We start from the raw sequence: 25951 nt of genomic DNA on the forward strand, positions 1-25951 counted from the left end.
ATCTTTTTAATTAATGTATAACTCTTTTGAGATATCATAAACATGATCAAAAGACTTAACTGATGAAAGACGATGAGTAATAATAATAATAATTGAATCCTTATAGTACAGTTTTAATTTCTCTATAATTTCCATCTCTAATTTTGAATCCAGGCTTGAAGTCGCTTCATCAAAAATAATCAATGACGGTCTTTTCAGAAGAGCTCTTACAATAGAAATACGTTGCTTTTGTCCGTCAGAAAGAATTGAGCCATTATCATTAATAAGCGTATTTTCTCCTAACTCTAAATCTTCCAGCACTCCCTTAAACCTTCCGCATTCTATTGCAAAATCAATGTCCTCTCTCGAAGCAGAAAAATTTCCATAAAGTAAGTTCTCCAGGATATTCCCACTAAATAACTGGTTTTCCTTTTCAATTAATCCCACATGTGAAGTCCAATCCCGAATCTCTTTTATTTTAACAGTTTGATTTACAACAATTTCACCTTCATTTGGTTCAAGAAATCCACAAAGCAAATTGATAATTGAACTCTTCCCAGATCCACTTGGGCCAATTATCCCATAGATCTTACCTATTTCAAAGGTCATATCAACATTTTCAAGCACCTTTTTTCCTTCAAAATTTAATGAAAGATTATTTAAAGTTAGCGTTTCAAGTTTTTCTAAACTATTTGCTTCAACTTTCCCTGCCTCAATTGTCTTTTGTTCTACACCTATATACTCTATTACTCTTTCCATAGACACCAGGGCTTTAGTCAATTGATCATAACTTTTCATAATATTGATTGTAGGCGCGTATAATCGATTCAAATATTGAATGAAAGCAATTAATGCCCCAATGGTCATTGCTCCTTTAAATACGTCCTTTCCTCCCATAATCAAGACTATAATAGGCCCTATGGCAACAAAAAAAGTAATGATATTACTATTCAGACTTGAAACTTTAACACTTGTTAAATAAGCACCAAGTAACCCTGATTGAATTTTCGATAGTTTCTGAAGCTCATAAAATAAAGTATTGAAGCTTTTAATCACACGAATGTTCTTAATACGCTCAATAAAAAAAACATTTAACTTTTCTTCCATGTGCTGTACTTTCATGAAACTTGCCTGAAGGAGAGGTGTGAATTTTTTTAAACTATATAAAATTACCGGAAGACATAACAGACTAATCAGCGTTAGTTTTAGATTAAGAATTCCCAGCATCACTACTATTCCGATTAACGTTAAACCATCATTCAAAAGCAGTATAATCAGTGACGATAGTGCATTTTGAATGTTTTGTACATCATTCATGAAAATGTATAAAATTTCCCCCGAATTAACATGTTTGTAAAAGTTTACAGGTCTGTTGAATAAATTATGCAGCATGTCATGCCTGATATCTGATACAATTTTCTGACTTATTTTGACTTGAATAATATCACTAAAGATGGTTGAAACAATCCTGATTATATAAATCCCCACTAATACAGAAAGTAATACAACTAAATCATCCAGATTACCATGAGGAAAGATGTCATCAATAATTATTTTTAAGGCATAAGGTGTTGCCAGAGAACCTATGCTACTGATGATTAACAACAATATCAAAGAAATTTCCCAAGCTATATAAGGTCTGAAATATTTAGAGAACTTTTTTATTAAATTTCGGGAAGTCATTTGCTTATTCATGCTAATCAATTGATTTTACAGGCTGAATTTTAATGCAAAACCATAGAAACACTCGAATAGCGCTATAGTCTGCTGGTCAATCAAATACCTGGTACAACAATACATTTCAATATATGACAATTCTTATCACAAGAATTTCACAAAACATTCCTGGTCGATGTCTACCAGTTCATTGGCTTCCATCCCCGGTTTTCAATCCAATACTTAAAAAGATTCTCCCGCTCTTCTATAAAACCCTTCTTTTTCCAGGTAGCAAAATCATCATAGCCATAATGTTTCCTTATATTTCCAGAAACATTTATTACATCCTGTAAAGGAACCATAGTTTTAATTCCACCCAATAAAAGGCAAGAAACGGAAAGATGTATATCTTCTCCCGTAGTCGTTGTAAAGGGTCTGATACCCCAAAAATAAGTGAGCCATTCTGACTTAAAAAACCAACTGTTACAGCCAAAATCCACATTAGTATTGGCTACAGAATAATTCTCAGCATATTCGTCATAATTATCTCCAACAAAATATTTCCGAATGTATTGCTTTTTCCGGCCTTTGGGTCTTTCAGGTTTAAAATTGTCTTTGGGAACAATTCTTCCCGTAGCCGAGATGATACTATTCTTTGCCAAACATAACTTCATGCAGTTCTCCAGCCAGCCGGCAGATGGAATCACATCATCGTCTAAAATGTATACATAAGGAGTCTTTACATGAAGCGCCAGGCTAAATCTCCCAAAATATCCAAGGTCATCTGTATTCATCTGGTATTTGACTAGAGGAAACTTGTCACATAAAGTGAAATCGGGCAATACATTAGATTCACAATGGTAAATCCAGATAGCAGTTGGAACAATTGTCTGAGATAAGAGCGCGCGAATTTGCTCTTCTATATTATTACGCCTCCAAATTGTCATAATAACTGTAATCATTTTTTAAATCTGTATATAACTTTTAAAACCTAGTTCAAGTTTAAGAAAATATTTTTACATTAGACTATTGATATTTAAATAAAATATCCTTAAAAATTAAATATTTTAAAACAATATAACATATCAAAACTTTATAAAATTAATTTGAATTAAAATTAACCAGCAGGACAATCAAAATGGTAAAGTCAATAAGAGTTCAATTTCATCTAATCTGATTTTCAGTTTTAACTACTCTTAAGGCTGAAATAACCAATTTAGTCACTAAAATAATACACTTAAAATTGTTTCTTAAAAGCAGTCAATTGATTACCTTAACAACAACCTGATTTAGTCTGAACAGATACCAGATAAACAACTAAATATAAACTAAGTTAATATGGAAGATTTAAAAATTAAATTATCGCTAGAAGACTTTAAAGAGTTAATTCAGAATACAGAAGATATGAAGGAAGACAAGAAACTACTGAACATTAATGAAATAGTTCTACAGAATAGAATTGTTGATGAAGACACAATAGACTGGAGTCCTTGGTTTAAAGCTATTTATGGAAGATGATTTATTTAAGGACTTAAATGGCTCGAATCAAAAGAAAATGGAAAAGAATAAGTTTTGTCGTAAAAAATAAGTCAGAAGCTGGAGATGCCTGTATTTTATGGCTCTTACGTTACTATAATGGCTTTGCTAGTCAACAAAGATTTGTCACTAATGCTAACCGTCAAAAAGATTCAGATTCTATAAAAGACCTGTTAAGGCTGGCCAAAACCACAGGTTTTGATGTAGAGTGCTGGCAGGCTGGTTTTGATGCCCTGGATTCAATTCTTCATCCTGTTATCCTTGTCGTCAATGAACCAGAGCTTGGTGATAACAGTTACATGGTGTTATGTAAAGTTATTTCGCATAAAACCGGTATTTCTTATATGCTCTATCACCCTATGAAAGGAATGCTTTCTCTTCCCAAAGCAGAGCTCGAACAATTATGGCTTTCTAAAATCTTTTTGTCAATGGATCTGGTCAGCCGGTCATCAGCTGCTCTGGAAAGAAAAAAAACATGGAAATGGATACTGGATTCCATAACAGGTAAATGGCCATTGTTTATTTTGTCAGTTCTGGCAAATGTGATTAAGGTTGCAGCGGGGATTATACTATTTTTCATTGTCATATCTCTCATTGATCTTTGGCCACATAACAATGCGCTACCTATCAAAACTTTAATTACAATTTCCGCACTGATGCTGACTATTCTGTTTTCAGAGATACTTCATAAGAATCTAAAAAATGTAACCACCCATCTGCATTTCAGCAATCAACTCAATAATTTCACTGCAAATATTTTCAATTCTTCAACAGGCATTTTAAGAGAGAGAGTTAATGAAAGTTTATTAAGTAGATACTTAGATATCACAGCCAGCAAAATTCAGCTTTTCACCTTGCTGCATCTCTCCTTTTCTGCTACAGTAATACTTCTTATCATCAGCTCTTATTTATCCCTTATTTCGTTGCAAACAGTAAGTTGTCTATTCGCATTAACATTGATTATCTATCTTATAACAGATAAAATGAAAGGTGGTATTACAAATAAACAGCTCAAACTTTCTATGCATAGGGCTGCACTGGTCAGCAGTTTTAATACCATGCTCGAAAGCATGAGTACTATCAAGACTTCAAATCGTGAAAGTGAATTTCTTCTCAAAGCAAATAAAAGAAATTATGATTACCTGGATCAGCTTTATAATTTGAAAAAGTTACAGAATAAATTTGACATCATTAAAGGGCTCGCATTTTTCTCTGTATTATTCTCCATTCTTATTATAAATCTATTGTATTTACAGAGTGGTGAACTCTTGCCAGGTCAGTTTTTAGCATTAATGGCATTAGCACTGCTATTTTCTTTTACACTAAACAACCTATCCTCAGGCCTTTTAAAATACCATGAAATAAAAACAGCTCATTTTAACGCCAATTTCGATCTGCAAGCCCCACCGGTTAAAGCTCAAAAAAAGAGCCCTTCTCTCCATTTACAAGATCTGGAGTCCGTCGAAATCTATACACTTGGAAACGACACCCATTATTTTAAAGCACTAAAAGGAAAAGTAAATTATTTTCATTTTGATGATATGGCTCAAAGATTGGATTTAGTGAGTGCTTTTGACCAATTTAAAACATCAGAAAATTTTGAGATTATCGTTAATAATGTGGTCAGATATCAGGAAATCGAATTAGATATCAGAAAAAAATCTATTGCAGTAGTGCTTTCCGAACCCTTTATTTTTAATGATTCTATAGCTGGTAATATTGCTTTCAGTGATGTGAACCACATTCAGGAAGCAGTATTAAATTTTATATTTAAATATGGTTTAGATAATTATGTCAAGCGATTTCCAGAGTCTCTGGCAACTATTATTGGTACTTCGGGGTATGAATTAGAGATCCGGGATAAAATCATCATTGCCATCGCCAGAGCGCTCTACCGGGGTGCCGGGTTACTGATCATAGACGAGGTGTTTTTAGGAATAGAAGAGTACAATCAGGATGCATTAAATGACTTCTTAGACAGAATAAAGGATGATATAATTGTAATTGTATTAGCCAAAATTAACCCTGATACAACATTCTGCCTGAAAGAAAACTCAGAAAAAAATAAGCCAGGCAGTTATGAATAAAGTACTGATCATACAATACCCTTCCCTGAGCCACCTCAATGCTTCATTTAAAATTGCTAAGATCCTGAAGAATAACGGCTATGAGGTATTTTATTTTATGCCGAAGGACTTTTATAGTCATGTCAACAACAACAATTTCCACTTTTACAGTTCAGATACCTTTCCATTTGGTGTCGATGCCGATATTTCCTTTGCCAAACAGATGGAAATTGATTATGATTATTTCGATAAACTTAAAAACAAATGCAGTACTTTATTTTATGACCTTAGAAAAGGTGAATTAAATACTGCTGTTGATACAATTAAGCCAAACGTAATCATTGCTGATACCTTTGCAGGTACTGACTTCCTCTTATTATATCAGAAAATAAGAATGTTACGCATCAAATTTTTTTACCTGGAAACCATGCTATCCAGCATCGGAAGCGCCAACCACCCTTATTTAAACAGCAGATCAATGCCAGATCAGAAAATCAGTGTCCGTTTCGAACATTTTCTGAGGGTAGCATCCAAAAACATGAGACAGATTTTCGATAAGATTTTATATCTCGGACAGGATGAATACTCTGTTTTAAATAGAAAAATAAAAGCTGAAGGGCTGCCTGCCCATTATCAGATAGACAAATCAAATTTCTTTGACATTATCTTCAAGAATATTCCCAGCTTATTAACTTCACCTATTGAGCTGGAGTACTTTAAAATTCCTCAATATGAGAACCATCATTATCTCGGACTTTTTGTAGATAAAAGCCGCGTTGATATGTGTATTGACGATCGTTTAAAAGCTATTGTCTCAAAGGAAAGACCCGTCATATATATATCATTCGGTACTGTATTTGGTGAACACCGCTCACGTGACATATTTTCTCTGATGAAAAAACTTAATGCAGTAGCAGCACAACTACCTGATTTTGATTTTATTTTTTCTTTAGGAAAAAAGAAATGGGAGGAGGAACACTTGAAACAACTATCAAATATCCACATCTTTTCCTATGTTCCTCAATTGTGGATGCTGGAAAATTCAAAGGTATTCATCACTCATGGTGGTCTGAATTCTGTTAAAGAAAGTATTGCTATTGGCATCCCGCTTCTGGTTTACCCAGTAGACATTGATCAGATCGGAAATGCGAGAAAGATCATGACCAAAAAGATTGGACTTTATGGAGAACTAAAAAAAGATTCTGTTAAAATGATCAAAAATAAAATCGAGAGACTGCTTGGCACAAATGATTACAGAAATAACATGGAAATTATCAGGTTCAACATCGACAACAAATACAATGAAGAAGAATTAATCTTAAATCTAATTGATCAATATGATCCTATCGTATAATGAGCATAAGAATAATTAAAAATCTATGAGCAATGCAAATCATTTAGTAAGTCCAAAACAAATTGCTGCATTTGAGCTTTACGACCGGCTGGGCAGCGAGTATTTACATATAGGTATTGGAATAAGAAATAAAGATCGTCTCAGAGTGGAGAAGGCCTGGCATTCCTTAATACACCAAAGAGAAATTCTACGCTCTTTGCTTATTTATCAGGATAGTTGTTTATATAGAAATGTGCTTCCTATGGATAAAGAACAGTTTCAGCTTGAATTTGAAATTGTTGAGCAAGGAGATGAATTAGAGAGAATAGTTACGCAAAGAATAAGGGTATTGAATAAATATCCTGTAAATAACAAAAGACTGTTTTATGGAGTTGTTTATGAATTTGAAGACAATTACGTAATTATCCTGTTTATCAACCATATTATCGGTAACACCGCAGCTCTTGGCATATTAAAAGAGGATTTCATAACACTATACAAAGATAATTCTGCTATTATCCAGCTACATTCTTTTGAAGATTATGTATTAAATCAAGTATCGAGATTACGCAAAGGCTTTTTAGCTGAATATGATTTTCATAAAAATAAACTTAATGCAATTATACCTGGAATGGTTAAAGCAAACGGGTTAGCTGTCGACCTGAGAGATAATCAGTCTTTTATCAATTCTATAACGGTTAAGACTTTTGACCACAGAAAATACTTTCTACACACGCCTAAAAAAAAACCTGAAGGATCTGTATTTTGCCAGCTGTCATCTTATTTGATGATTCCAAACTATAGGGGAATCAAATGTCATAAGTTTAGTTTATATACTGTGGTTGTAGCTTCCTATTTAAAAGCCATGAATGAGTTTTATACAAACGGCTATTATTTCCAATTTTTAATGGATTATAAAAACAGTAAATATGCATTACGGCAAATCGGTGATTTCTCAGGAGATTTTTATATGACCAACATACTTTCTGTTTTAGAAGGAGCTGATCTTCTTTCAAAAGTGCAGATGGAATTATTTAAAACGTATAAAGCACATGCTATTTACAATTATCAAATGTTTGATATCGATGTCGGTGGTTTATTCTCAAATTGCAATATGCTGGTAAATTACACTCCTTTAAATGTTGTAAATGAAGATGATCCCGTAGAAGACCTTGTGGAAATCAGTTATGATTATGTGAGGGCACATAATGCAAATTTCGAACTTAGTGTAGACACAAATGGTTTTATGAGCTATAGAATTTTATTTAACGAACAAGTACATACCAAAAGTTTTATTGATGATTTCAATACCTTGTGGAGATTAAATATGCAAAGTTTTTTAACACTCTTCTAAGCATCTGTCTATGTATAAAAATGCGACTCCCCTTCCTTACCCTTTCTATAAACAACAACAAGACAATGAATGCGCTTTGTCCTGTTTAAAAATGGTCTCCGAATTTTATGGAAAACAAATCACCTTTGAGTACTTAAGAGAACTTGTGCAAATGGATCCCGAAGGGATTTCCATTTACAATGTCGTTAAATCCCTTAATTTACTGAATTTCAAATCACTGGTAGTAAGTGCAACCTATTTTTCTTTATTAGAAAAAGCAATTCTCCCTTGTATCATGCTATGGAAAAGTAATCATTATGTAGTCATTTACAATATAACTGATGGCTATGTCAATTTTGCAGATCCAAATACGGGATTATTAATGATGGATATAAAAGATTTTTCCGGACTGTATAAAGACTCAGAAAAGGAAGAATGGATCATACTTTTAGAACCAAGATCTTAACCATTATTGAGTTTAACATCACTAACTGTAAAAGAAGCATTAACTAAGCTGCATTACAAAATTTATTCAATACTCGTGATTTTGCAGGAAGAAATCGTAATTTTATAAAATATACCTATACTGCCATGAAAAAAATATGTTTATTATTAACAATATTAACGGGTTTTATGGCTGCTTGCACGAATAAAACTACAGCACAAAAAGTAGATAGCCTGGCCACAACCCCAGATACCAATGCTTCCAAAGCAAAAGTATGCTATGCCTATATTAAAAATAAAGACACTGTTTCTCTTTCCTTAATTACCACAGGAAATGCAGTAGCAGGCAATTTAAACTATAATTTTTATGAGAAAGATAAAAATGCCGGCACTATCACAGGAATAATTAAAGGAGATACCATCATTGCAGATTATACTTTTCAATCTGAAGGATCAACCTCTTATAGACAAATCGCTTTCGTCAAAAAAGGAGACCAGTTGTTAGAAGGTTACGGCCCAACGCAGGAAGCAGATGGCAGAACAGTATTTACCAATTTAGCGGGCTTAAAATACGGGGATATTACCTTATCACCAGTAGCCTGTAAATAAGAAACGTTTTGAATCCTTAAAAAGACTCAAAACGCTCCCAAAATCCGTCTACAGGAAGTTTGGCAAAGATATTTACCGGTTCTTTTTTAACCGGGTGAAGGAATTGCAATCTTCTGGCGTGTAAACAAATACTTCCTTTACGGCTGCCACGGGGGTAGCCGTATTTATTATCCCCAACAATCGGGCAGCCTAAAGTCGAAAGCTGAACCCTGATTTGATGGGAGCGTCCTGTTAAAGGATCAACCTCAATCAGATAATATCCGCCCAGTTCACCAAGCAGCCTGTAACTTAATTCAGCACGCTGACTTCCGGGAACTTCGGTATTATGCGGCGTAACCACATTTGTTTTTGGGTTTTTAACCAGCCAGTGGACCAGCGTTCCCGAAATATTTGCCGGACGATTGCGTACAACCGCCCAATAAGTTTTCTTGACCTCCCTGTTTTTAAAAATGGCATTCATTCTTTCCAGCGCCTTACTTGTTTTTGCAAATAAGATCACTCCGCTTACCGGACGGTCCAAACGATGTACCACACCTAAAAATGCACTGTTAGGCTTATTATATTTTTTGGCGATGTACCTTTTCACCATATCTTCCAATGGCTCATCCCGAGTTTCATCGACCTGAACAATATCACCTGCACGTTTACAAATCGCAATCAGGTGATTATCTTCGAAAAGTACATCTTTATCAGTTACCGACATTTTTAGTATTGCTCTTTTTCATTTGGAAAGTCATTCGCTTTCACATCCTTAATATATGCTTTTGCAGCACCTAAAATTCCGTCATATAAATTAATATACTGACGTAAAAAACGTGGTTTAAAGCCTTTAGTTAAACCGATCATATCGTTTACCACTAAAACCTGTCCATCACAATGTGGTCCTGCACCTATACCGATAACCGGAATATGAAGGCTCTCAGCTACTTCTTTAGCCAGGGCAGCAGGTATTTTTTCCAATACAATTGCAAAACAGCCAGCATCCTGTAAAGCCTGCGCATCAAGTTTCAGCTTTTCAGCTTCTTCTTCACCTTTAGCTCTTACAGTATACGTCCCGAATTTATAGATGGATTGTGGAGTTAAACCTAAATGGCCCATTACAGGAATTCCTGCAGTGATAATTCTTGAAATAGAATCTACCACTTCAGTACCACCTTCCAGCTTTACACCATGGGCACCTGATTCTTTCATGATCCTGATCGCAGAGCTCAAAGCCTCTTTTGAATTACCCTGGTAAGAACCGAAAGGAAGATCCACTACGACAAAAGCGCGTGTTGCACCTCTAACGACACCCTGAGCATGATAAATCATCTGGTCCAGTGTAATCGGCAAAGTTGTTTCATGGCCCGCCATTACGTTTGAAGCTGAATCACCAACCAATAAAACATCAAGTCCTGCATCATCCAGAACCGTAGCCATGGAATAATCATACGCAGTTAACATCGATATCTTTTCACCACTCTGTTTCATCTCTTGCAGAATGTGGGTCGTAATACGCTTTACTTCTTTGTGTATAGACATAAATTTATGCTTTTAGGGGAGCAAAATTAGGCTATTCAATTGAGAAAATTACCCTAAAACCAATTATATAAGGGATATCTAACGTAACAATTCAATCCTGATAAAAAAAATATGGATTTAAAAGATGAAAAAGCTATCTTTGTATCCCGAAATGAACGGGTTAAACAACAGCACATTTGTTAATCAATATAGCGACCTCAAAACCGCAAATCTTCATTCATTAATCCCTTTTTTAAACTTTATTTTTCATTTTAATTACGATGACTAACTACACCAAGTTACCTGCTATCCTGTTATTGGCTGACGGTACTGTTTACCACGGTAAAGCTGCCGGAAAGATTGGTACAACGACAGGAGAGATTTGTTTCAATACAGGAATGACGGGTTATCAGGAAATTTTCACTGATCCATCTTATTTCGGACAAATCATGGTCACTACGAATGCCCATATTGGTAATTATGGAATTCATAAAGAAGAAATCGAATCTGATTCGATTAAGATTGCAGGTCTGGTTTGCAAGAATTACAACATCGGCTATAGCCGTAAAGAGGCAAATGAATCTATACAGGATTATTTCCAGGATGAAAACATCGTTGGGATTTCTGATATCGATACCCGTGCTTTAGTAAGGAAAATCAGAGATCAGGGAGCAATGAATGCGATTATCTCTTCTGAAATTACTGACATTGAAGAATTGAAAGCTAAATTAGCGCAAGTGCCTTCTATGGACGGACTTGAATTATCTTCACAAGTTTCTACTAAAGAACCTTATTTCTACGGCTCACCAGATGCGACTTATAAAGTAGCAACCCTGGATTTCGGAATCAAGAAAAACACATTACGTAACTTCGACGAAAGAGATTTATACGTACAGGTTTTCCCTGCAAAAACGACTTTTGAAGAAATGGACAAATGGGGAGCTGATGCTTACTTCGTGTCTAACGGCCCTGGCGATCCATCGGCAATGCCTTACGCTATTGAAACTGTGAAACAAATTCTGGCTTCGGACAAACCACTTTTCGGTATCTGTTTAGGTCACCAGTTATTAGCACAAGCTAACGGAATTGGTACTATGAAAATGTTTAACGGCCACAGGGGATTAAACCACCCGGTAAAAAATATTATTAAAAACCATTGCGAAGTAACTTCTCAAAATCATGGTTTCGGTGTAATACCGGAAGAAGTAAGAAGTTCTGACAAAGTGGAAATTACCCATATCAACTTAAATGATCAGTCGATCGAAGGAATCCGTGTGAAAGGCAAAAAAGCATTCTCGGTACAATATCACCCGGAATCTTCACCTGGACCGCATGATTCACGTTATCTGTTTGATGACTTTGTGAAGCTGATCAAAGGCGAAATAAGCTGGTAGACTGGTAATCACCGGTTCTAACCATCATTTTACCGACATTTTAAAAAAGGATTGAGTCACATCAATCCTTTTTACATTAAACCTTGTTACATTTATCTTATGGATAAAACGAATACCATTATCAGTGTCCGTAATCTGGTAAAAAACTATGCTGACTTCACAGCAGTCAAAGGGATTAGTTTCGACGTCTATGAAAATGAGATTTTCGGACTGCTTGGCCCTAATGGTGCAGGAAAAACGACTACATTAGAAATTATCGAGACGCTGCGGGAAAAAACTTCCGGAGAAATCACAGTAGATGGATTTTCTGTAGATAAAGATGCCAATGAAATCAAAAGGATTATTGGTGTACAATTACAGGCCGCAGGTTATTACCCAAACCTGAACCTGGTGGAACTCATGGAACTCTTTGCTGGTCTTTATGGAGTAAACATCAAACCTATGGAGATGCTGGAGAAAGTAAACCTTCAGGATAAAGCCAAAGCAAAATTCAAAGCCCTTTCAGGCGGACAAAAACAACGCTTCTCTATTGCAACAACTTTACTGAATTCCCCGAAGATTATCTTCCTGGATGAGCCAACAACGGGACTTGACCCCCAGGCACGCCGTAATCTGTGGGACCTTATTATTGATATCAGGAACAATGGGACTACAGTTGTGCTGACCACCCATTATATGGATGAGGCAGAGCAATTGTGTGACCGTGTCGCTTTTGTAGAACATGGAGAAATCATTGCCCTTGACACGCCTGATAACCTGATTGATCAGTTAATCAGCAGCGGGTTCGAAAGAAAGAAAGAAGTTAAAAAAGCTAACCTCGAAGATGTATTTATCAATCTTACAGGCCAGGAATGGCGTGAAGGCTAAATGAGCTCAAAAATGAACAAATCATATAACAATACTAAAGCGACACTGGCCCTTGCCAAAGCAAGTTTCAGGTCTATTACCCGCAGCCCTTCGGCTGTAGTTTTCACCCTTGCCTTTCCACTGATTTTTATCCTGGTATTTGGTTTCCTTGGCGGCGGCGGAGTTAAACTAGATCTTGCCATAGCTCCAGGATCGGATATGCAAAACCCAGTGATTATCGCCCTGCAACATACTTCTGTAATCCATTTAATTACTGATAAAAGCGAAGTTGAGCTTCAGCAGCGGTTAGAAAAAGGAACGGTTGCCGGGGTAATTGATGTCCATAAAAACATCGTGGATCAACCAGCCTATCTGGCAAACGTAAAATATACTTCTGCATCGATGGATAAAGGAAATATCCTGAAGTCGATCCTGAATAACCTGATGTATACTTTAAATACGAAAGATTTGAAGCCATCAGTCGCAGAGCTGAAAGAGAGTACTGTTCATGGCAGAACTTACCGTACCATAGATTTCATCCTTCCGGGTCAGCTTGGCTTTTCTTTGCTGAGTACAGGTGTTTTCGGAACAGCTTTCGTTTTCTTCAGCTTAAGACAAACCCTGGTGATCAAACGCTTTTTTGCCACCCCGGTAAAAAGATCGAGTATTATCCTTGGTGAAGGCCTCGCCAGAATAGGTTTCGCCTTAATTGGTGCATTGTTTATTATCCTGATCGGCCATTTCTTTTTCCACTTCACACTCATCCACGGGGTCACGACAGTGATTAATATGCTCCTGCTTTCCACCATTGGTGTCATTGTGTTTATGGGCTTCGGTTTTGTCGTATCCGGTATCGCAAAAAGTGAAAGCACGATCCCTCCTATCTCAAATATTATTACCTTACCACAATTTTTATTATCTGGTACGTTCTTCTCTATAGAGAACTTCCCAAACTGGCTGCAACCAATTAGCAGGGCCTTACCACTCACCTATCTGAATGATGCGATGAGACAGGTTGCTTTTGAAGGCGCCGGACTATGGGATGTGAAACAACAGATTTTAATCATGGTAATCTGGGGAATAGGAATATACGCGGTAGCGGTGAAGGTATTCAAGTGGGAATAAAATTATAGGGAAATCAATCCTGATAATTTATAATTTTATTTTAACTTTGATCATCACCTGGTAATTGTATTATTTACACTAAGGAGATAAAAACACTTAAAACAACTAAAATGAGTTTAATTATTGATGTTCATGCAAGGCAAATCCTCGATTCTAGAGGTAACCCTACTGTTGAAGTAGAAGTAATCACTGAAAATGGCCAAATGGGCCGTGCTGCTGTACCATCTGGTGCAAGTACTGGTAAACACGAGGCTGTTGAGCTAAGAGACGGAGATAAGAAAGTTTACATGGGCAAAGGTGTATTAAAAGCCGTTGAGAACGTGAACAAGAAAATAGCTAAAGAACTTCAGGGTATCGATGTTTTTGAGCAAAATCTGATTGACAAGGCAATGATTGACCTTGATGGTTCAGAAAACAAAGGAAATTTAGGAGCTAATGCAATCTTAGGCGTTTCTTTAGCAGTAGCTAAAGCAGCAGCTGCAGAAAGCAGACAACCATTATACCGTTATATCGGTGGTGTAAATGCAAATACATTACCAATTCCAATGATGAACATCTTAAACGGTGGTGCACATGCGGATAACAAAATCGACTTCCAGGAATTCATGATTATGCCATTGGGAGCCAGCAGTTTCTCTGAAGCATTACAAATGGGAACTCAGGTATTTCACCACCTGAAAGACGTATTAAAGAAAAAAGGTTATTCAACAAATGTTGGTGATGAAGGTGGTTTCGCACCAAACATCGGTTCAAACGTTGAGGCAATTGAAACTGTTTTAACAGCGATTGAAACTGCTGGTTTCACTCCTGGTAAAGATATCTGGATTGCTATGGATGCAGCTGCATCTGAAATGTACGATTCAAAAACTAAAACTTACAACTTCCATAAATCATCTGGTGAGAAATTAACTTCTGACGAAATGGTTAAGTATTGGGTAGATTGGGCTAATAAATACCCAATTATCTCTATTGAAGATGGTTTAGATGAAGATGACTGGGATGCATGGGAAGCTTTAACTTTAGCTATCGGTAACAAAGTACAGTTAGTAGGTGATGATTTATTTGTAACTAACGTTAAACGTTTACAACAAGGAATCGATAAAAGCATTGCAAACTCTATCTTAGTTAAAGTAAACCAGATCGGTACTTTGACTGAAACTATCAACGCAGTATCATTGGCTCAAAACAGTGGTTACACGTCGGTCATGAGTCACCGTTCAGGAGAAACTGAAGATACAACCATCGCTGATTTAGCAGTAGCTTTAAACTGTGGTCAGATCAAAACTGGTTCAGCTTCACGTTCTGACAGGATAGCTAAATACAACCAATTATTACGTATTGAAGAAGAATTAGGTTCTGCAGCACGTTTCATTGGAAAAGATTTCAAATTCTTGAAAAAATAAGCTGATTTTTCAGTTTGAATAGAAAAAGCATAGTCGGAAACGGCTATGCTTTTTTATTTTATAATTTATATCTTTGTTTATATGAACAGATTACTGGAAATCTTTCGCAACAAATACTTTCTCTCTACCGCGGCATTCGCAGTATGGATGTTATTCTTTGATAAGAATGATATGCTTTCGCAATATGAGTACCGCGCAGAAGTACACAAGCTGCAGGAAGAAAAAGATTTCTACGAAAAGCAAACTGCTCAGGTGAAGAAAGATCTGAACGAACTGAATACCAATCTGAATACTGCTGAAAAATTTGCAAGAGAAAAATACTTCATGAAAAAAGACAATGAAGATGTTTTTGTGATCATTAAAGCAACCCCTAAAGACTAAACTAATAGCCAAATCTCGGCAGCGAAAGCTTATAACGAACGACCACCACCCTGAGTGCGAAAATAAAACCGATCACCAATACTTTCGCTACATCTGCTTTCAGGTTAAAGAACAATAAGGTAAAATATAAGATCCCACCCAGAATACAGGCAGTCGCATAAATCTCTTTTTTAAAGATCAGAGGAATCGTATTCAGCAAGGTATCTCTGATTACCCCACCAAAACAGCCTGTAATTGTACCCAGTGCGATACAAATCCCCGGACTCAAACCAAAGGCTATCCCCTTTTGAATCCCAAGGATAGTAAATAAACCCAGTCCCATGGAGTCAAACAAAAATAAGGTTACAGTAAAACGCTTCCGATGTCTTTTCAAAACTATGGTGAGTAATGAAGTGACCAAAATCAGCAAACAATAATTTACATCTCTCATCCATTTAACCGGGGTATCGCCCAAAAGTAAATCCCTGACTGTACCACCACCAATAGAAGTTACAAAAGCGATAATCAGTACCCCAAAAGGATCAAGGCGCCGCTGTATAGCAGAAAACGAACCCGAGATCGCAAAAGCGATGGTCCCTAAAATTTCTATAACCTGAGAGGTCGTGAATTCCATAAATTAACCTTTATTACAGCGCCGAATTTCTTTTACGTACAAACCATTCTATGCTGAGCAGGGCCATAATCAGCACAAACAGACTTTTAAAGTTAATCAGTTCCTCATACTTACGATCCTCATAACTCAGCGTTTTCAACTGATTACTTTGAAGCAAGTCATCCTTAATTTTTAAAAGCTGGTCTGGAAGATACAATTTTCCATTGGTCTGGTTAGCTAACTGATACAATAATTGATGATTTGCCAGGGTCTGCTGGAATTCGGCAGTTAATGTATTGACAAAAAAAGAGCCTTTATCCTGATAGTGCTGATTGCCCAATGTTGTACTCGCAGTATAACTGTAATTCCCCGGAGGCAATACACCCGCATCCAGCTGATAAGAGGATTCATACCTGGAAAAAGTAAAATTATAAGTCTTGCCTTTTTCATCTTTTAATAACAAATTAACATCAGGTGTATTGACTGGCTGATAGCTATCATTGTATAATGACGCATTCAACAATACACGATCATTCTCTTCAAAAGTATTTTTAACCGGCCTGATTTTGAATTTTCTCTTGTCATCCTTCACAGAAAGATATTGCACGACTTTACCTATCAGCTCATTGAATACCGGAGTTTGTGGATTTTCACGGGCTTCTGATAGCTTCCACTTCCATAAACCTTCTCCAATCAGATACCCTGTCTTACGACCGTTATCATTCATGAAAAATAATTGCGGACGATCAGTTTTTACTTTTCCATTCCGCTGATCCAGTACAACCTGCTGCGTTCCTAAAATCTTATACATACCAGACGGTGACTGTAAAGGATCAAAATTTTCAATGACCTGACGAGAAACAGGGTCCAGATCGAATATAGAAAGGTTTTGATCAATAGCACTATATTGATATTGAGGGGTAGCATTTCCAGAAAAGCTAACCTGCTGCTGCACCTGATTAAATCTGCCCGGATTACTTTGCATCCCCACCACATACCAGATCGGAACTTTCTCTGTCTTTATTTTCGCCAGAAAGCTGCCAGCGTCAAATTGATTATCCGGCAATTGATAAAGAATAACCAATCCGTAAGCCTTCGGATCAATCTTCAACAGCGCATCATTCAAGACCACCGAAACCTCATGATGTTTATTTAAGCCAATCGCCTGCTTTAAAGCTGCCAGATCCGGATGCGGGCCTGCCGCAGCAATCAATATCTTTTGACGCGCATCAATCACCTCAACTAAAGTCTGATAAACATTATTTTTAATGGAAATTTCACTGGTAACAGGGGCCAATGCAATGGTATATTTGTGCTGACCAATTTTTGAAGCCTTTAAATTAACCGGAATGTTTTTCGAAAATTGAGACGAAGTTACCTGGATACTCTTTTCGTATACCTTTTTCCCGTCTTCCAGCACTGTCAGCTGAATTGGGATCCCTTCACATTGGAATGCCTGCACTTGTACCTCCATCATGAAATCATTATCCAGGTAAACGAGTTCATTAACATTTACTGAACTGATCAATATATCTTTCTTAGGTATGGTATCTCCCAAAGCAATCGTATAGACAGGTGCTTTCAATAAAGTTAACTCCTGTGCCGGATTCCCCCCCCGGTTAAAAATCCCATCAGTAGCTATAATTACTGCGCCAACATTTTTATTGAGAAGTTCATCATTGAGTTTATTAATTAACTGTGCAGCGTTAGTAAGTTTACCCTTATAGCTAAAATCAAGCCCGCTAACCACACGATCACTAAAACTATAGGTCCTAACCTCATATTTTTTAGAAAGTTCAGTCTGAAGCTGCTGAAGAGATTTCCTGTATTTCAGACTATCAAATCCCGCTGGTTTAAAAGCAGTAATAGATGCTGAGTTATCCTGTGCAATAATTACAATTGGTTTTTCCAGCGTGTAACTTGTCTGTTTAATCAATGGGGAAAATAAAAGCCACAGGATCAAGGTGAATGTCACGGCCCTGATAATTGCTAAACCTATCCTCACCAGACGGGTCAGATTCTGGTTCTTTCCATAAAGCAACCATGCAAAAAATAAACCGGCTGTCAGACAGCCAGAAAATGCAAGGAAACTATAGAAATTAAAAGTATCGTTCATAGGTCAGGCTAAAGATGCTGAATTTTTAAAAACTGGCTGCATAATTCTTTAGAAAAATCAGTTTCATCTACCTGTTTTACCAGCATTTAACCTAATTTCATCTCAATAAAAAAGGGTAAAACCTCTTCCTGTAACAGAAAAGTCTTTACCCCCTTTAAATAATTTTAATTGCTTAACCTGCGCTTATAACATACCGCCGCAAACAGACAATACCTGCCCGGTTACGTATGCACTCATATCAGAAGCAAGGAATACGCAAACATTTGCCACATCTTCTGGCTCACCTGCGCGTTTCAATGGAATACCTTCTTCCCAGCCTTGCACAACTTTAGGATCCAGTATGTCAGTCATCTCTGTCCTGATAAATCCTGGAGCAACAACGTTAGTACGTATATTTCTTGAGCCCAATTCTTTCGCAACCGATTTAGAGAAACCAATAATACCAGCTTTAGAGGCTGCATAATTAGCCTGACCAGCATTTCCCTGCACACCGACTACCGAGCTCAGGTTAATGAAAGATCCTTTACGGGCCTTCATCATCACTTTTGAAGCTGCTTTAGTAACATTAAATACAGACTTTAAGTTTACATTGATCACATCGTCCCAGTTTTGTTCACTCATGCGCATCAACAAGCCATCTTTAGTAATCCCAGCGTTGTTCACAACGATGTCAAGCGTACCAAATTCAGCAACGATATCACTAATTAGTTTTTCTGCTTCATCAAATTTAGAAGCATCAGAACGGTATCCTTTGATTTTAGTACCGAAAGATTGTAATTCCTGCTCTAAAGCTTCTCCTTTTTCTACTGAAGACAGATAAGTGAAAGCAACATTCGCACCCTGTTCTGCAAACTTCTCCGCTATTTTGCGGCCTATTCCTTTTGAAGCACCAGTAATTAATGCTGTTTTTCCTTCTAATAGTTTCATCTTGGTTGTATATTGATTTTTGTAAGATGGAGCCTTTGATGATTAAAATAATTATTGCCCTGCGGGTTTAATAATTATTTTAATTATGTCGGGTTCATCTAATTGTATATTGTTTTTTTGTAAAATTTAAGCTTTTTAAACTGCTGGTTCCTGCTGGCTTAAGCAATGGAAACTACCTAACCCCCAGATAATATCTGTAGAATCAATCCCCACTACTTTGCGGTCAGGGAAAGCTCCTCTGATAATATCCAATGCAATTTCATCATTTACATCCCTGAAAGTAGGTACAATTACCGCAGCATTTGCAATGTAAAAATTAGCATAAGAAGCTGGTAAACGGGTATCTTCATGAATCACTGGTGATGGCATTGGTAACTGGATGATATTTAAAGGCTCACCATTCAATAGACGCATCGCTTTCAGCTCTTCCAGATTTTCCTTTAAAAGGATATAATTCTCATCCAATGGATTTGACTCTACTACAGTTAATACCGTATTTGCATTCACAAAGCGGGTAATATCATCAATATGGCCATCTGTATCATCACCTACAATACCATCTCCAACCCACAAAACCTGTTCTGCGCCATAACATTCTTTCAGATACTCTTCAATCTGTTCCTGGTTCAAATGTGGATTTCTGTTTGGATTTAACAGACAAGCTCTGGAAGTTAAAATCGTTCCTGCACCGTTAAACTCCACAGACCCACCTTCCATTACAATACCCGGGTTGAATACCGGCAAACTAAAATGATCTGCAATACGGGTAGGTATAACGTCATCTAACTCGTAGGGAGGATATTTCCCGCCCCATGCATTATAACCCCAGTCAATCACTACTTTTTGCTGCTCCGCTTTTGGGTTCAACAAAAAAGCAGGCCCATGATCGCGGCACCAGGCATCATTGCTCGGATTGAAATAAAATTCGATCTGCGCTAAATCCGCACCCTCTTCCTGCAATTTTGAAATCGCGAAAGCTTTAGTTGCTTCATCATTGACATTGATTCTTACTTTTTCTCCCTGAGCTACGATTTTGATAAACTCACAATAAGGTGCGTAAATCATATCAATTTTGCCAGGCCATGAAGCCTCTTTATGCGGCCATGTTAACCAGGTAGCCTCATGTTTAGCCCATTCAGCAGGAAAGCTATATCCGGCTTTCTTCGGAGAATTATCAAATAGACTCGTCATCTATATATCTTTTGGTAATTGGTGAATAAGTATCAATTCTTCTGTCACGTAAAAATGGCCAGTGTGTTCTGTAACGGTCAGATTTAGACAAGTCAAGCTCTACTACTTTCAATTCTTCCTGATCATGTGTTGCCTGGTATAAAAGTGAACCAAAAGGATTGGATACAAATGACCCTCCCCAGAAAGATACACCAGCTTCTTCACCAACACGGTTAATGCTGACTACTGGTACACCATTCGCGATAGCATGTGAACGCTGAATGGTCTGCCATGCATTGTATTGTTCTTTATTCGTTTCTTCATCCTGTGTAGTTGCCCATCCTATTGCAGTTGGGTAAACTAAGAAATCAGCACCCATCAGTGCAGTGATTCTTGCAGCTTCAGGATACCATTGATCCCAGCAGATCAGGACACCAATTTTCGCATATTTGGTTTTGAATACTTTATAACCTAAATCACCAGGGGTGAAATAGAATTTTTCATAAAACCCAGGATCATCCGGGATATGCATTTTACGATATTTACCTAAATAGGCCCCATCTGCATCCAGAACAGCAGTCGTATTATGATATAATCCTTCCGCTCTTTTTTCAAACAGAGAAGCAACAATGACTACATTTAATTCTTTGGCAACGGCCGATAAAACATCGGTAGACGGGCCAGGGATAGTTTCTGCTAATTTGAAGTTCTCATACTCTTCAACATCACAGAAATATAGGGAGGTAAAAAGCTCCTGCAGGCAAACCACCTGGGCGCCCTGGGCCGCTACTTCACGGATCTTTACAATTGCTTTATCTAAATTTTCTTGTTTGCTACTGGTGCAGGTCATCTGCACCAATCCAACTTGTACTTTAGCCATTCTTTGAATTTTTGTGACTGCAAAGTTAACAGAAAAAAAATTCTGTACTTCATTATTCTGAAAAGGGATTCTCAGACAGCACTAAGCACTAAAAATAAGCCTTTTGGCAAAGGCTCCCCAGGCCATTCCGGGCAGGAAGATATTTTAAGTAGCTGGATTTGAAGTTAGTGAATCCCTGTATTCCTGTTGTAATTCAAACAGGCATTTAGCACAAAGACAACTGTCATAATGTTCACTGATATACTGTACTTCATTCAGATCAAGATATACCACACTGCACTGACATTTAGTGTAAGAGTTAGCCTTGCACTCAATTGGCACACCGCAACGTTCGCATGGTATAATTTCGTGTTTAGCCATTAAAAAGGGTCTTATACAACAAAAGTACGGTAATTTGACTTACCGTACTTTATGCCTTTCATTTTATGAGATTTAGATTATCCTGAGCAGCTGATGCAGCCTTCTTCCATAGAACAAACAGGACCGTCAGTAATTTCTTCCACTACCTGGTCAATATGTGCCGGAATTACAGGTTCCATATTTTTACCCGCCTGGTTTTCTACAGTGAATTTCACCGCTTGTGACGCAGCCTGAGTACGCAAATAATACATTCCTGTTTTTAAACCTTTTTTCCATGCATAGAAGTGCATTGAAGTCAGTTTAGAAGTATTAGGTGCATTGATAAACAAGTTTAGAGATTGCGACTGGCAGATATAAGCACCACGATCGGCAGCCATATCAATGATACTGCGCATTTTAATCTCCCAAACTGTTTTATACAATTCTTTGATATAATCAGGGATTTCAGCGATGTCCTGAATAGAACCGTTAGCTAAAATAATTCTGTCTTTCATTGCTGGTGTCCATAAACCCAAAGCAACTAAATCTTTCAATAAGTGTTTGTTAACCACGATGAATTCGCCGCTCAATACACGTCTTGTATAGATGTTTGAAGTATAAGGTTCAAAACATTCATTGTTCCCTAAAATCTGAGAAGTTGAAGCTGTAGGCATTGGCGCAACCAGTAAAGAGTTACGTACACCATCTTTAACTACTTGTTTACGCAACGATTCCCAATCCCAGCGGTTACTTGATGGCGTTACATTCCAAAGATCAAACTGGAATTTACCCTGTGATAAAGGAGAACCTTTGAAAGTTTCATAAGCTCCGTCTTTAACAGCAAGATCGTGCGAAGCGGTCATTGCAGCAAAGTAAATAGTTTCAAAGATTTCTTTGTTCAGTTCTCTTGCACCTTCACTTTCGAAAGGTAAACGCATTAAGATAAACGCATCTGCAAGCCCCTGTACCCCTAAACCGATAGGTCTGTGGCGCATATTAGAGTTTCTTGCTTCTTCTACCGGGTAAAAGTTATAATCAATGATTTTATTCAGGTTTAAAGTAGCCTGATAAGTTACATCATATAATTTCTGGTGGTCAAATTCTCCATTGATTACATATCTTGGTAAAGCCAGTGAAGCTAAGTTACATACCGCAACTTCGTCTTTAGAAGTATACTCAATAATCTCCGTACACAAGTTAGAACTTTTGATAGTTCCTAAGTTCTGCTGGTTAGATTTACCGTTTGCGGCATCTTTATATAACAAGTAAGGTGTACCGGTTTCAATTTGTGAATCCAGGATAGCGAACCATAATTCCTGTGCTTTGATCGTTTTACGGGCGCGGCCTTCTTTTTCGTAACGTGTATACAACGCGTTAAATTCTTCTCCCCAGCATTCTGCAAGACCTGGTGCTTCATGTGGACAGAAAAGGCTCCATTCGCCATTTTCTTCAACACGCTGCATAAATAAATCGCAAACCCAAAGTGCATAGAACAAGTCACGTGCACGCATTTCTTCTTTACCGTGGTTTTTACGCAAATCAAGGAAAGCGAATACGTCAGCATGCCATGGCTCTAAATAGATAGCGAAAGCACCTTTACGCTTACCTCCACCCTGATCTACATAACGTGCAGTATCATTGAATACTTTTAACATCGGTACGATACCATTACTGGTTCCGTTTGTTCCGCTGATATAAGAACCTGTAGCTCTTACGTTGTGGATACTCAACCCGATACCACCTGCGCTTTGTGAAATTTTAGCAGTTTGTTTTAAAGTATCATAAATTCCTTCGATACTATCATCCTGCATGGATAATAAGAAGCAAGATGACATTTGAGGTTTAGGTGTCGCTGCATTAAACAAGGTTGGTGTCGCATGGGTAAACCAGCGCTCACTCATCAGGTTATAAGTAGCAATTACACTGTCAATATCACCTTTGTGGATCCCTACAGAAACACGCATAAATAAATGCTGTGGACGTTCTACAATTTCACCATTAATTTTTAACAGGTACGATTTTTCAAGGGTCTTGAAACCAAAGTAATCGAAACCAAAGTCACGGTCATAAATGATTGTGCTGTCCAATAAATCAGCATGCTCCTGGATAACTTCCCAAACGTCTTCAGCGATTAAAGATGCTGATTTTTCAGTTTTAGGATCTATATAGCGATATAACATTTCCATCGTCTTTGAAAACGACTTTATGGTATTCTTATGTAAATTTGACACGGCTATTCTAGAGGCTAATAAAGCATAGTCCGGGTGTTTAGTGGTTAAAGAGGCAGCAGTCTCAGCAGCAAGATTATCTAATTCTGAGGTTGTAACACCATCATACAATCCTTCAATTACTTTCTTGGCTACATCTATAGGATCAACAAGTTCTACATTAAAGCCGTAACATAACTTTTCGATCCGGGCAGTGATCTTATCAAACCGCACCGCTTCTTTGCGACCATCTCTTTTTTCTACAAACATATATTATTAGGTTTTATGCTGCTTATTCTCGTTGTTCAAAGCAATTCCGAACATAGGCAACAGTTTATATTCTTTGATTAAAAATCATCATCCAGAGAGAAAGCCGAAGCTTTGTCTTCTGAAGACGTTAACACACCGCTTTTCTGGTAATCTCCAACACGTTTTTCAAAGAAGTTGGTTTTTCCCTGCAAGGAGATCATCTCCATAAAATCAAACGGATTAGTAGCGTTATATATTTTATCATATCCCAATTCACTTGACCATCTGTCGGCCACGAATTCAATATACTGAGACATTAATTTGGCATTCATTCCGATCAGTGCAACTGGCAGTGCATCTGTCACAAATTCTTTTTCTATTTCAACGGCATCTTTGATGATCCCATGAACGGCTTCCTGAGAAAGTCTGTTTTTTAACATTTTGTAAAGCAGGCAGGCAAATTCACAGTGCATACCTTCATCTCTGGAGATCAGCTCATTGCTAAAGGTAAGACCTGGCATTAAACCGCGTTTCTTCAACCAGAAAATTGAGCAAAAACTTCCGCTGAAAAAGATACCTTCTACCGCTGCAAAAGCGACCAGACGTTCTGCGAAGTTTCCTCCGTCAATCCAGCGCAATGCCCATTCTGCTTTTCTCTTTACACAAGGTACAGTATCAATAGCATGGAACAGTCTGTCTTTCTCCGCTTCATCTTTGATATAAGTATCAATTAATAAGGCATAAGTTTCAGAGTGGATATTTTCCATCATAATCTGGAAACCATAAAAGCAACGCGCTTCTGGTAACTGGACTTCACTCATAAAGTTGACTGCAAGGTTCTCATTCACAATTCCGTCGCTGGCTGAGAAAAATGCCAGGATGTGAGAGATAAAGTGGCGCTCTCCATCATTAAGATTATCCCAGTGTTTTTGATCATCAGACAGATCAATCTCTTCGGCCGTCCAAAAACTAGCTTCACTCTTTTTGTACATTTCCCAGATTGCCGGATATTTAATCGGCAAAAGTACAAAGCGATCTTTGTTCTCTTTCAGTAATACTTCTTCTTCCATGGATATATTATAAGGGTAATAAACGATTGTCAATAGGTATTAGTCTTCTTCATTAGTCTTTTCAGCAGACTAGCTTCAATAAATCAAAAGTTTCACCTAAAATCAGGTCTGATATTTTAGCATAAAATATTAACTACTAAACCTTTATCTAACAAAATATTGATAATAATGTCAGAATTTTTGTTAAAACAAATATAAACTTTGAGGCTTTTAAACGTTAGCAATAGTTCTTAACAAGCGGACGTAGTTATCCACACTGCGAGACAAAAATTACAGTTAATTTACTTTATAAAGTTGTTATTGTTTTCTGTTGTTATCAATGAGGATTAGAAAAACTGTTGATAACATTCGCAATTCTGACCATTGCTGCCTGATATTCAGGATTTAAGAGGATTTATCGTAGCTGATTTTAACTTTGGACTGTCCTTTTCTGAAAAAACCGAGGTCTTTGGCAGCTTGTTCCGAGACATCGATAATATATCTTTTTGTAAAAGGGCCTCTGTCATTGATTTCCACATCTACTGATTTTCCTGTCTCAACGTTGGTGACCGTGACTATCGTACCGAATGGAAGTGAGCGGTGAGCGGCTGTTAATTTACTTCGCCGGTATTTAGCGCCGCTTGTAGTTCTTTTACCTTCAAACTTCCTGTGATAATAGGTTGCCATTCCTGTTTTTATTCGCGTTGAACCGTCTAAAGCTGTACTGTCCAGCGCTGTAGTATCTCCCTGTGCGTCAACTTGCAAGAACAAGAATATACTCAATAAAAGCAAACAATATCTCATATTTAATTTTGTT

At 37.2% G+C, this 25951-nt stretch carries 24 protein-coding genes; 11 read left to right on the forward strand and 13 right to left on the reverse strand.

All coding sequences use genetic code 11. The features are described from left to right. Positions 1 to 6: 6 nt before the first annotated feature. Both AY601_RS17450 and AY601_RS17455 read right to left on the reverse strand, forming a co-directional pair. On the reverse strand, positions 7 to 1674 hold the full coding sequence (locus tag AY601_RS17450; RefSeq protein ID WP_068403367.1) for an ABC transporter ATP-binding protein: 1668 nt from the start codon (positions 1672 to 1674) through the stop codon (positions 7 to 9). 161 nt (positions 1675 to 1835) lie between these two features. Continuing rightward, a complete protein-coding gene (locus tag AY601_RS17455) occupies positions 1836 to 2582 on the reverse strand; it encodes a glycosyltransferase family 2 protein (protein ID WP_157287995.1) in 747 nt (248 codons plus the stop codon). Between the two features lie 391 nt (positions 2583 to 2973). On the opposite strand from AY601_RS17455, the gene AY601_RS17460 reads away from it, so the two are divergent. The 6 genes from AY601_RS17460 to AY601_RS17485 all read left to right on the forward strand — a co-directional run bounded on the left by AY601_RS17460 (position 2974) and on the right by AY601_RS17485 (position 8956). Further along, positions 2974 to 3153: a hypothetical protein gene (locus tag AY601_RS17460; RefSeq protein WP_068403371.1), complete on the forward strand. Its 180-nt coding sequence runs from the start codon at positions 2974 to 2976 to the stop codon at positions 3151 to 3153. A gap of 17 nt (positions 3154 to 3170) precedes the next feature. Further along, positions 3171 to 5258 carry a cysteine peptidase family C39 domain-containing protein gene (locus tag AY601_RS17465; RefSeq protein WP_068403373.1) on the forward strand — a complete coding sequence of 696 codons (2088 nt, stop codon included), beginning with the start codon at positions 3171 to 3173 and terminating at the stop codon, positions 5256 to 5258. Beyond that, positions 5251 to 6591 carry a glycosyltransferase gene (locus tag AY601_RS17470; RefSeq protein WP_068403375.1) on the forward strand — a complete coding sequence of 447 codons (1341 nt, stop codon included), beginning with the start codon at positions 5251 to 5253 and terminating at the stop codon, positions 6589 to 6591. The genes AY601_RS17465 and AY601_RS17470 overlap by 8 nt, the downstream gene beginning before the upstream one ends. Positions 6592 to 6616: 25 nt before the next feature. Further along, positions 6617 to 7924 carry a condensation domain-containing protein gene (locus tag AY601_RS17475; protein WP_068403377.1) on the forward strand — a complete coding sequence of 436 codons (1308 nt, stop codon included), beginning with the start codon at positions 6617 to 6619 and terminating at the stop codon, positions 7922 to 7924. A 10-nt stretch (positions 7925 to 7934) separates the two neighbouring features. Further along, the gene (locus AY601_RS17480) at positions 7935 to 8369 is read left to right on the forward strand and encodes a cysteine peptidase family C39 domain-containing protein (protein WP_068403379.1); all 435 of its coding nucleotides are present in this window, start codon (positions 7935 to 7937) and stop codon (positions 8367 to 8369) included. 125 nt (positions 8370 to 8494) lie between these two features. After that, positions 8495 to 8956, forward strand: coding sequence for a hypothetical protein (locus AY601_RS17485; RefSeq protein ID WP_068403381.1), 462 nt, complete (start codon positions 8495 to 8497; stop codon positions 8954 to 8956). 16 nt (positions 8957 to 8972) lie between these two features. Here the strand turns inward: AY601_RS17485 and AY601_RS17490 are convergent, their stop codons facing one another. Both AY601_RS17490 and panB read right to left on the reverse strand, forming a co-directional pair. Then, entirely contained in the window at positions 8973 to 9659 is a 687-nt protein-coding gene (locus AY601_RS17490; protein WP_068403383.1) for an RluA family pseudouridine synthase, read from the reverse strand. Positions 9660 to 9661: 2 nt separating this feature from the next. Beyond that, positions 9662 to 10477, reverse strand: coding sequence for a 3-methyl-2-oxobutanoate hydroxymethyltransferase (gene panB, locus AY601_RS17495; protein WP_068403385.1), 816 nt, complete (start codon positions 10475 to 10477; stop codon positions 9662 to 9664). A gap of 260 nt (positions 10478 to 10737) precedes the next feature. Here panB and carA point away from each other — a divergent pair, with 260 nt between their 5' ends. The 5 genes from carA (at position 10738) to AY601_RS17520 (ending at position 15605) form a co-directional block, all read left to right on the forward strand. Continuing rightward, positions 10738 to 11850, forward strand: coding sequence for a glutamine-hydrolyzing carbamoyl-phosphate synthase small subunit (carA, locus tag AY601_RS17500; protein ID WP_068403387.1), 1113 nt, complete (start codon positions 10738 to 10740; stop codon positions 11848 to 11850). Positions 11851 to 11949: 99 nt separating this feature from the next. After that, positions 11950 to 12717 carry an ABC transporter ATP-binding protein gene (locus AY601_RS17505; RefSeq protein ID WP_068403389.1) on the forward strand — a complete coding sequence of 256 codons (768 nt, stop codon included), beginning with the start codon at positions 11950 to 11952 and terminating at the stop codon, positions 12715 to 12717. 12 nt (positions 12718 to 12729) lie between these two features. Further along, positions 12730 to 13821, forward strand: a complete 1092-nt coding sequence (locus AY601_RS17510) for an ABC transporter permease (protein ID WP_068407667.1) — start codon at positions 12730 to 12732, stop codon at positions 13819 to 13821. A gap of 110 nt (positions 13822 to 13931) precedes the next feature. Continuing rightward, positions 13932 to 15224, forward strand: coding sequence for a phosphopyruvate hydratase (gene eno / locus AY601_RS17515; protein ID WP_068403391.1), 1293 nt, complete (start codon positions 13932 to 13934; stop codon positions 15222 to 15224). A gap of 81 nt (positions 15225 to 15305) precedes the next feature. Then, positions 15306 to 15605, forward strand: coding sequence for an FtsB family cell division protein (locus AY601_RS17520; protein ID WP_068407670.1), 300 nt, complete (start codon positions 15306 to 15308; stop codon positions 15603 to 15605). A 1-nt stretch (position 15606) separates the two neighbouring features. Here the strand turns inward: AY601_RS17520 and AY601_RS17525 are convergent, their stop codons facing one another. The 9 genes from AY601_RS17525 to AY601_RS17560 all read right to left on the reverse strand — a co-directional run bounded on the left by AY601_RS17525 (position 15607) and on the right by AY601_RS17560 (position 25938). Continuing rightward, positions 15607 to 16218, reverse strand: coding sequence for a trimeric intracellular cation channel family protein (locus tag AY601_RS17525; protein WP_068403394.1), 612 nt, complete (start codon positions 16216 to 16218; stop codon positions 15607 to 15609). 13 nt (positions 16219 to 16231) lie between these two features. Then, positions 16232 to 18313 (reverse strand): hypothetical protein, encoded by a 2082-nt coding sequence (locus tag AY601_RS17530; RefSeq protein ID WP_068403396.1) that lies wholly within the window; start codon positions 18311 to 18313, stop codon positions 16232 to 16234. Between the two features lie 183 nt (positions 18314 to 18496). Then, positions 18497 to 19240 carry a 3-oxoacyl-[acyl-carrier-protein] reductase gene (gene fabG / locus AY601_RS17535; RefSeq protein ID WP_068403398.1) on the reverse strand — a complete coding sequence of 248 codons (744 nt, stop codon included), beginning with the start codon at positions 19238 to 19240 and terminating at the stop codon, positions 18497 to 18499. A gap of 135 nt (positions 19241 to 19375) precedes the next feature. Next, a complete protein-coding gene (locus AY601_RS17540) occupies positions 19376 to 20431 on the reverse strand; it encodes an agmatine deiminase family protein (RefSeq protein ID WP_068403400.1) in 1056 nt (351 codons plus the stop codon). Further along, a complete protein-coding gene (locus tag AY601_RS17545; RefSeq protein WP_068403403.1) occupies positions 20415 to 21290 on the reverse strand; it encodes a carbon-nitrogen hydrolase in 876 nt (291 codons plus the stop codon). The genes AY601_RS17540 and AY601_RS17545 overlap by 17 nt, the downstream gene beginning before the upstream one ends. Before the next feature lie 144 nt (positions 21291 to 21434). Further along, positions 21435 to 21650: a cysteine-rich CWC family protein gene (locus AY601_RS25405; protein WP_084359331.1), complete on the reverse strand. Its 216-nt coding sequence runs from the start codon at positions 21648 to 21650 to the stop codon at positions 21435 to 21437. 77 nt (positions 21651 to 21727) lie between these two features. Beyond that, positions 21728 to 24106 carry a ribonucleoside-diphosphate reductase subunit alpha gene (locus AY601_RS17550; protein ID WP_068403405.1) on the reverse strand — a complete coding sequence of 793 codons (2379 nt, stop codon included), beginning with the start codon at positions 24104 to 24106 and terminating at the stop codon, positions 21728 to 21730. 77 nt (positions 24107 to 24183) lie between these two features. Continuing rightward, complete coding sequence (locus AY601_RS17555; protein ID WP_068403407.1) at positions 24184 to 25155, reverse strand: ribonucleoside-diphosphate reductase small subunit; 972 nt, start codon at positions 25153 to 25155, stop codon at positions 24184 to 24186. 384 nt (positions 25156 to 25539) lie between these two features. Then, positions 25540 to 25938 (reverse strand): septal ring lytic transglycosylase RlpA family protein, encoded by a 399-nt coding sequence (locus AY601_RS17560; protein ID WP_068403408.1) that lies wholly within the window; start codon positions 25936 to 25938, stop codon positions 25540 to 25542. Between the last annotated feature and the right edge of the window lie 13 nt (positions 25939 to 25951).

Origin of the sequence: Pedobacter cryoconitis, assembly GCF_001590605.1 — a bacterium.
Classification (GTDB): Bacteria; Bacteroidota; Bacteroidia; order Sphingobacteriales; family Sphingobacteriaceae; genus Pedobacter; species Pedobacter cryoconitis_A.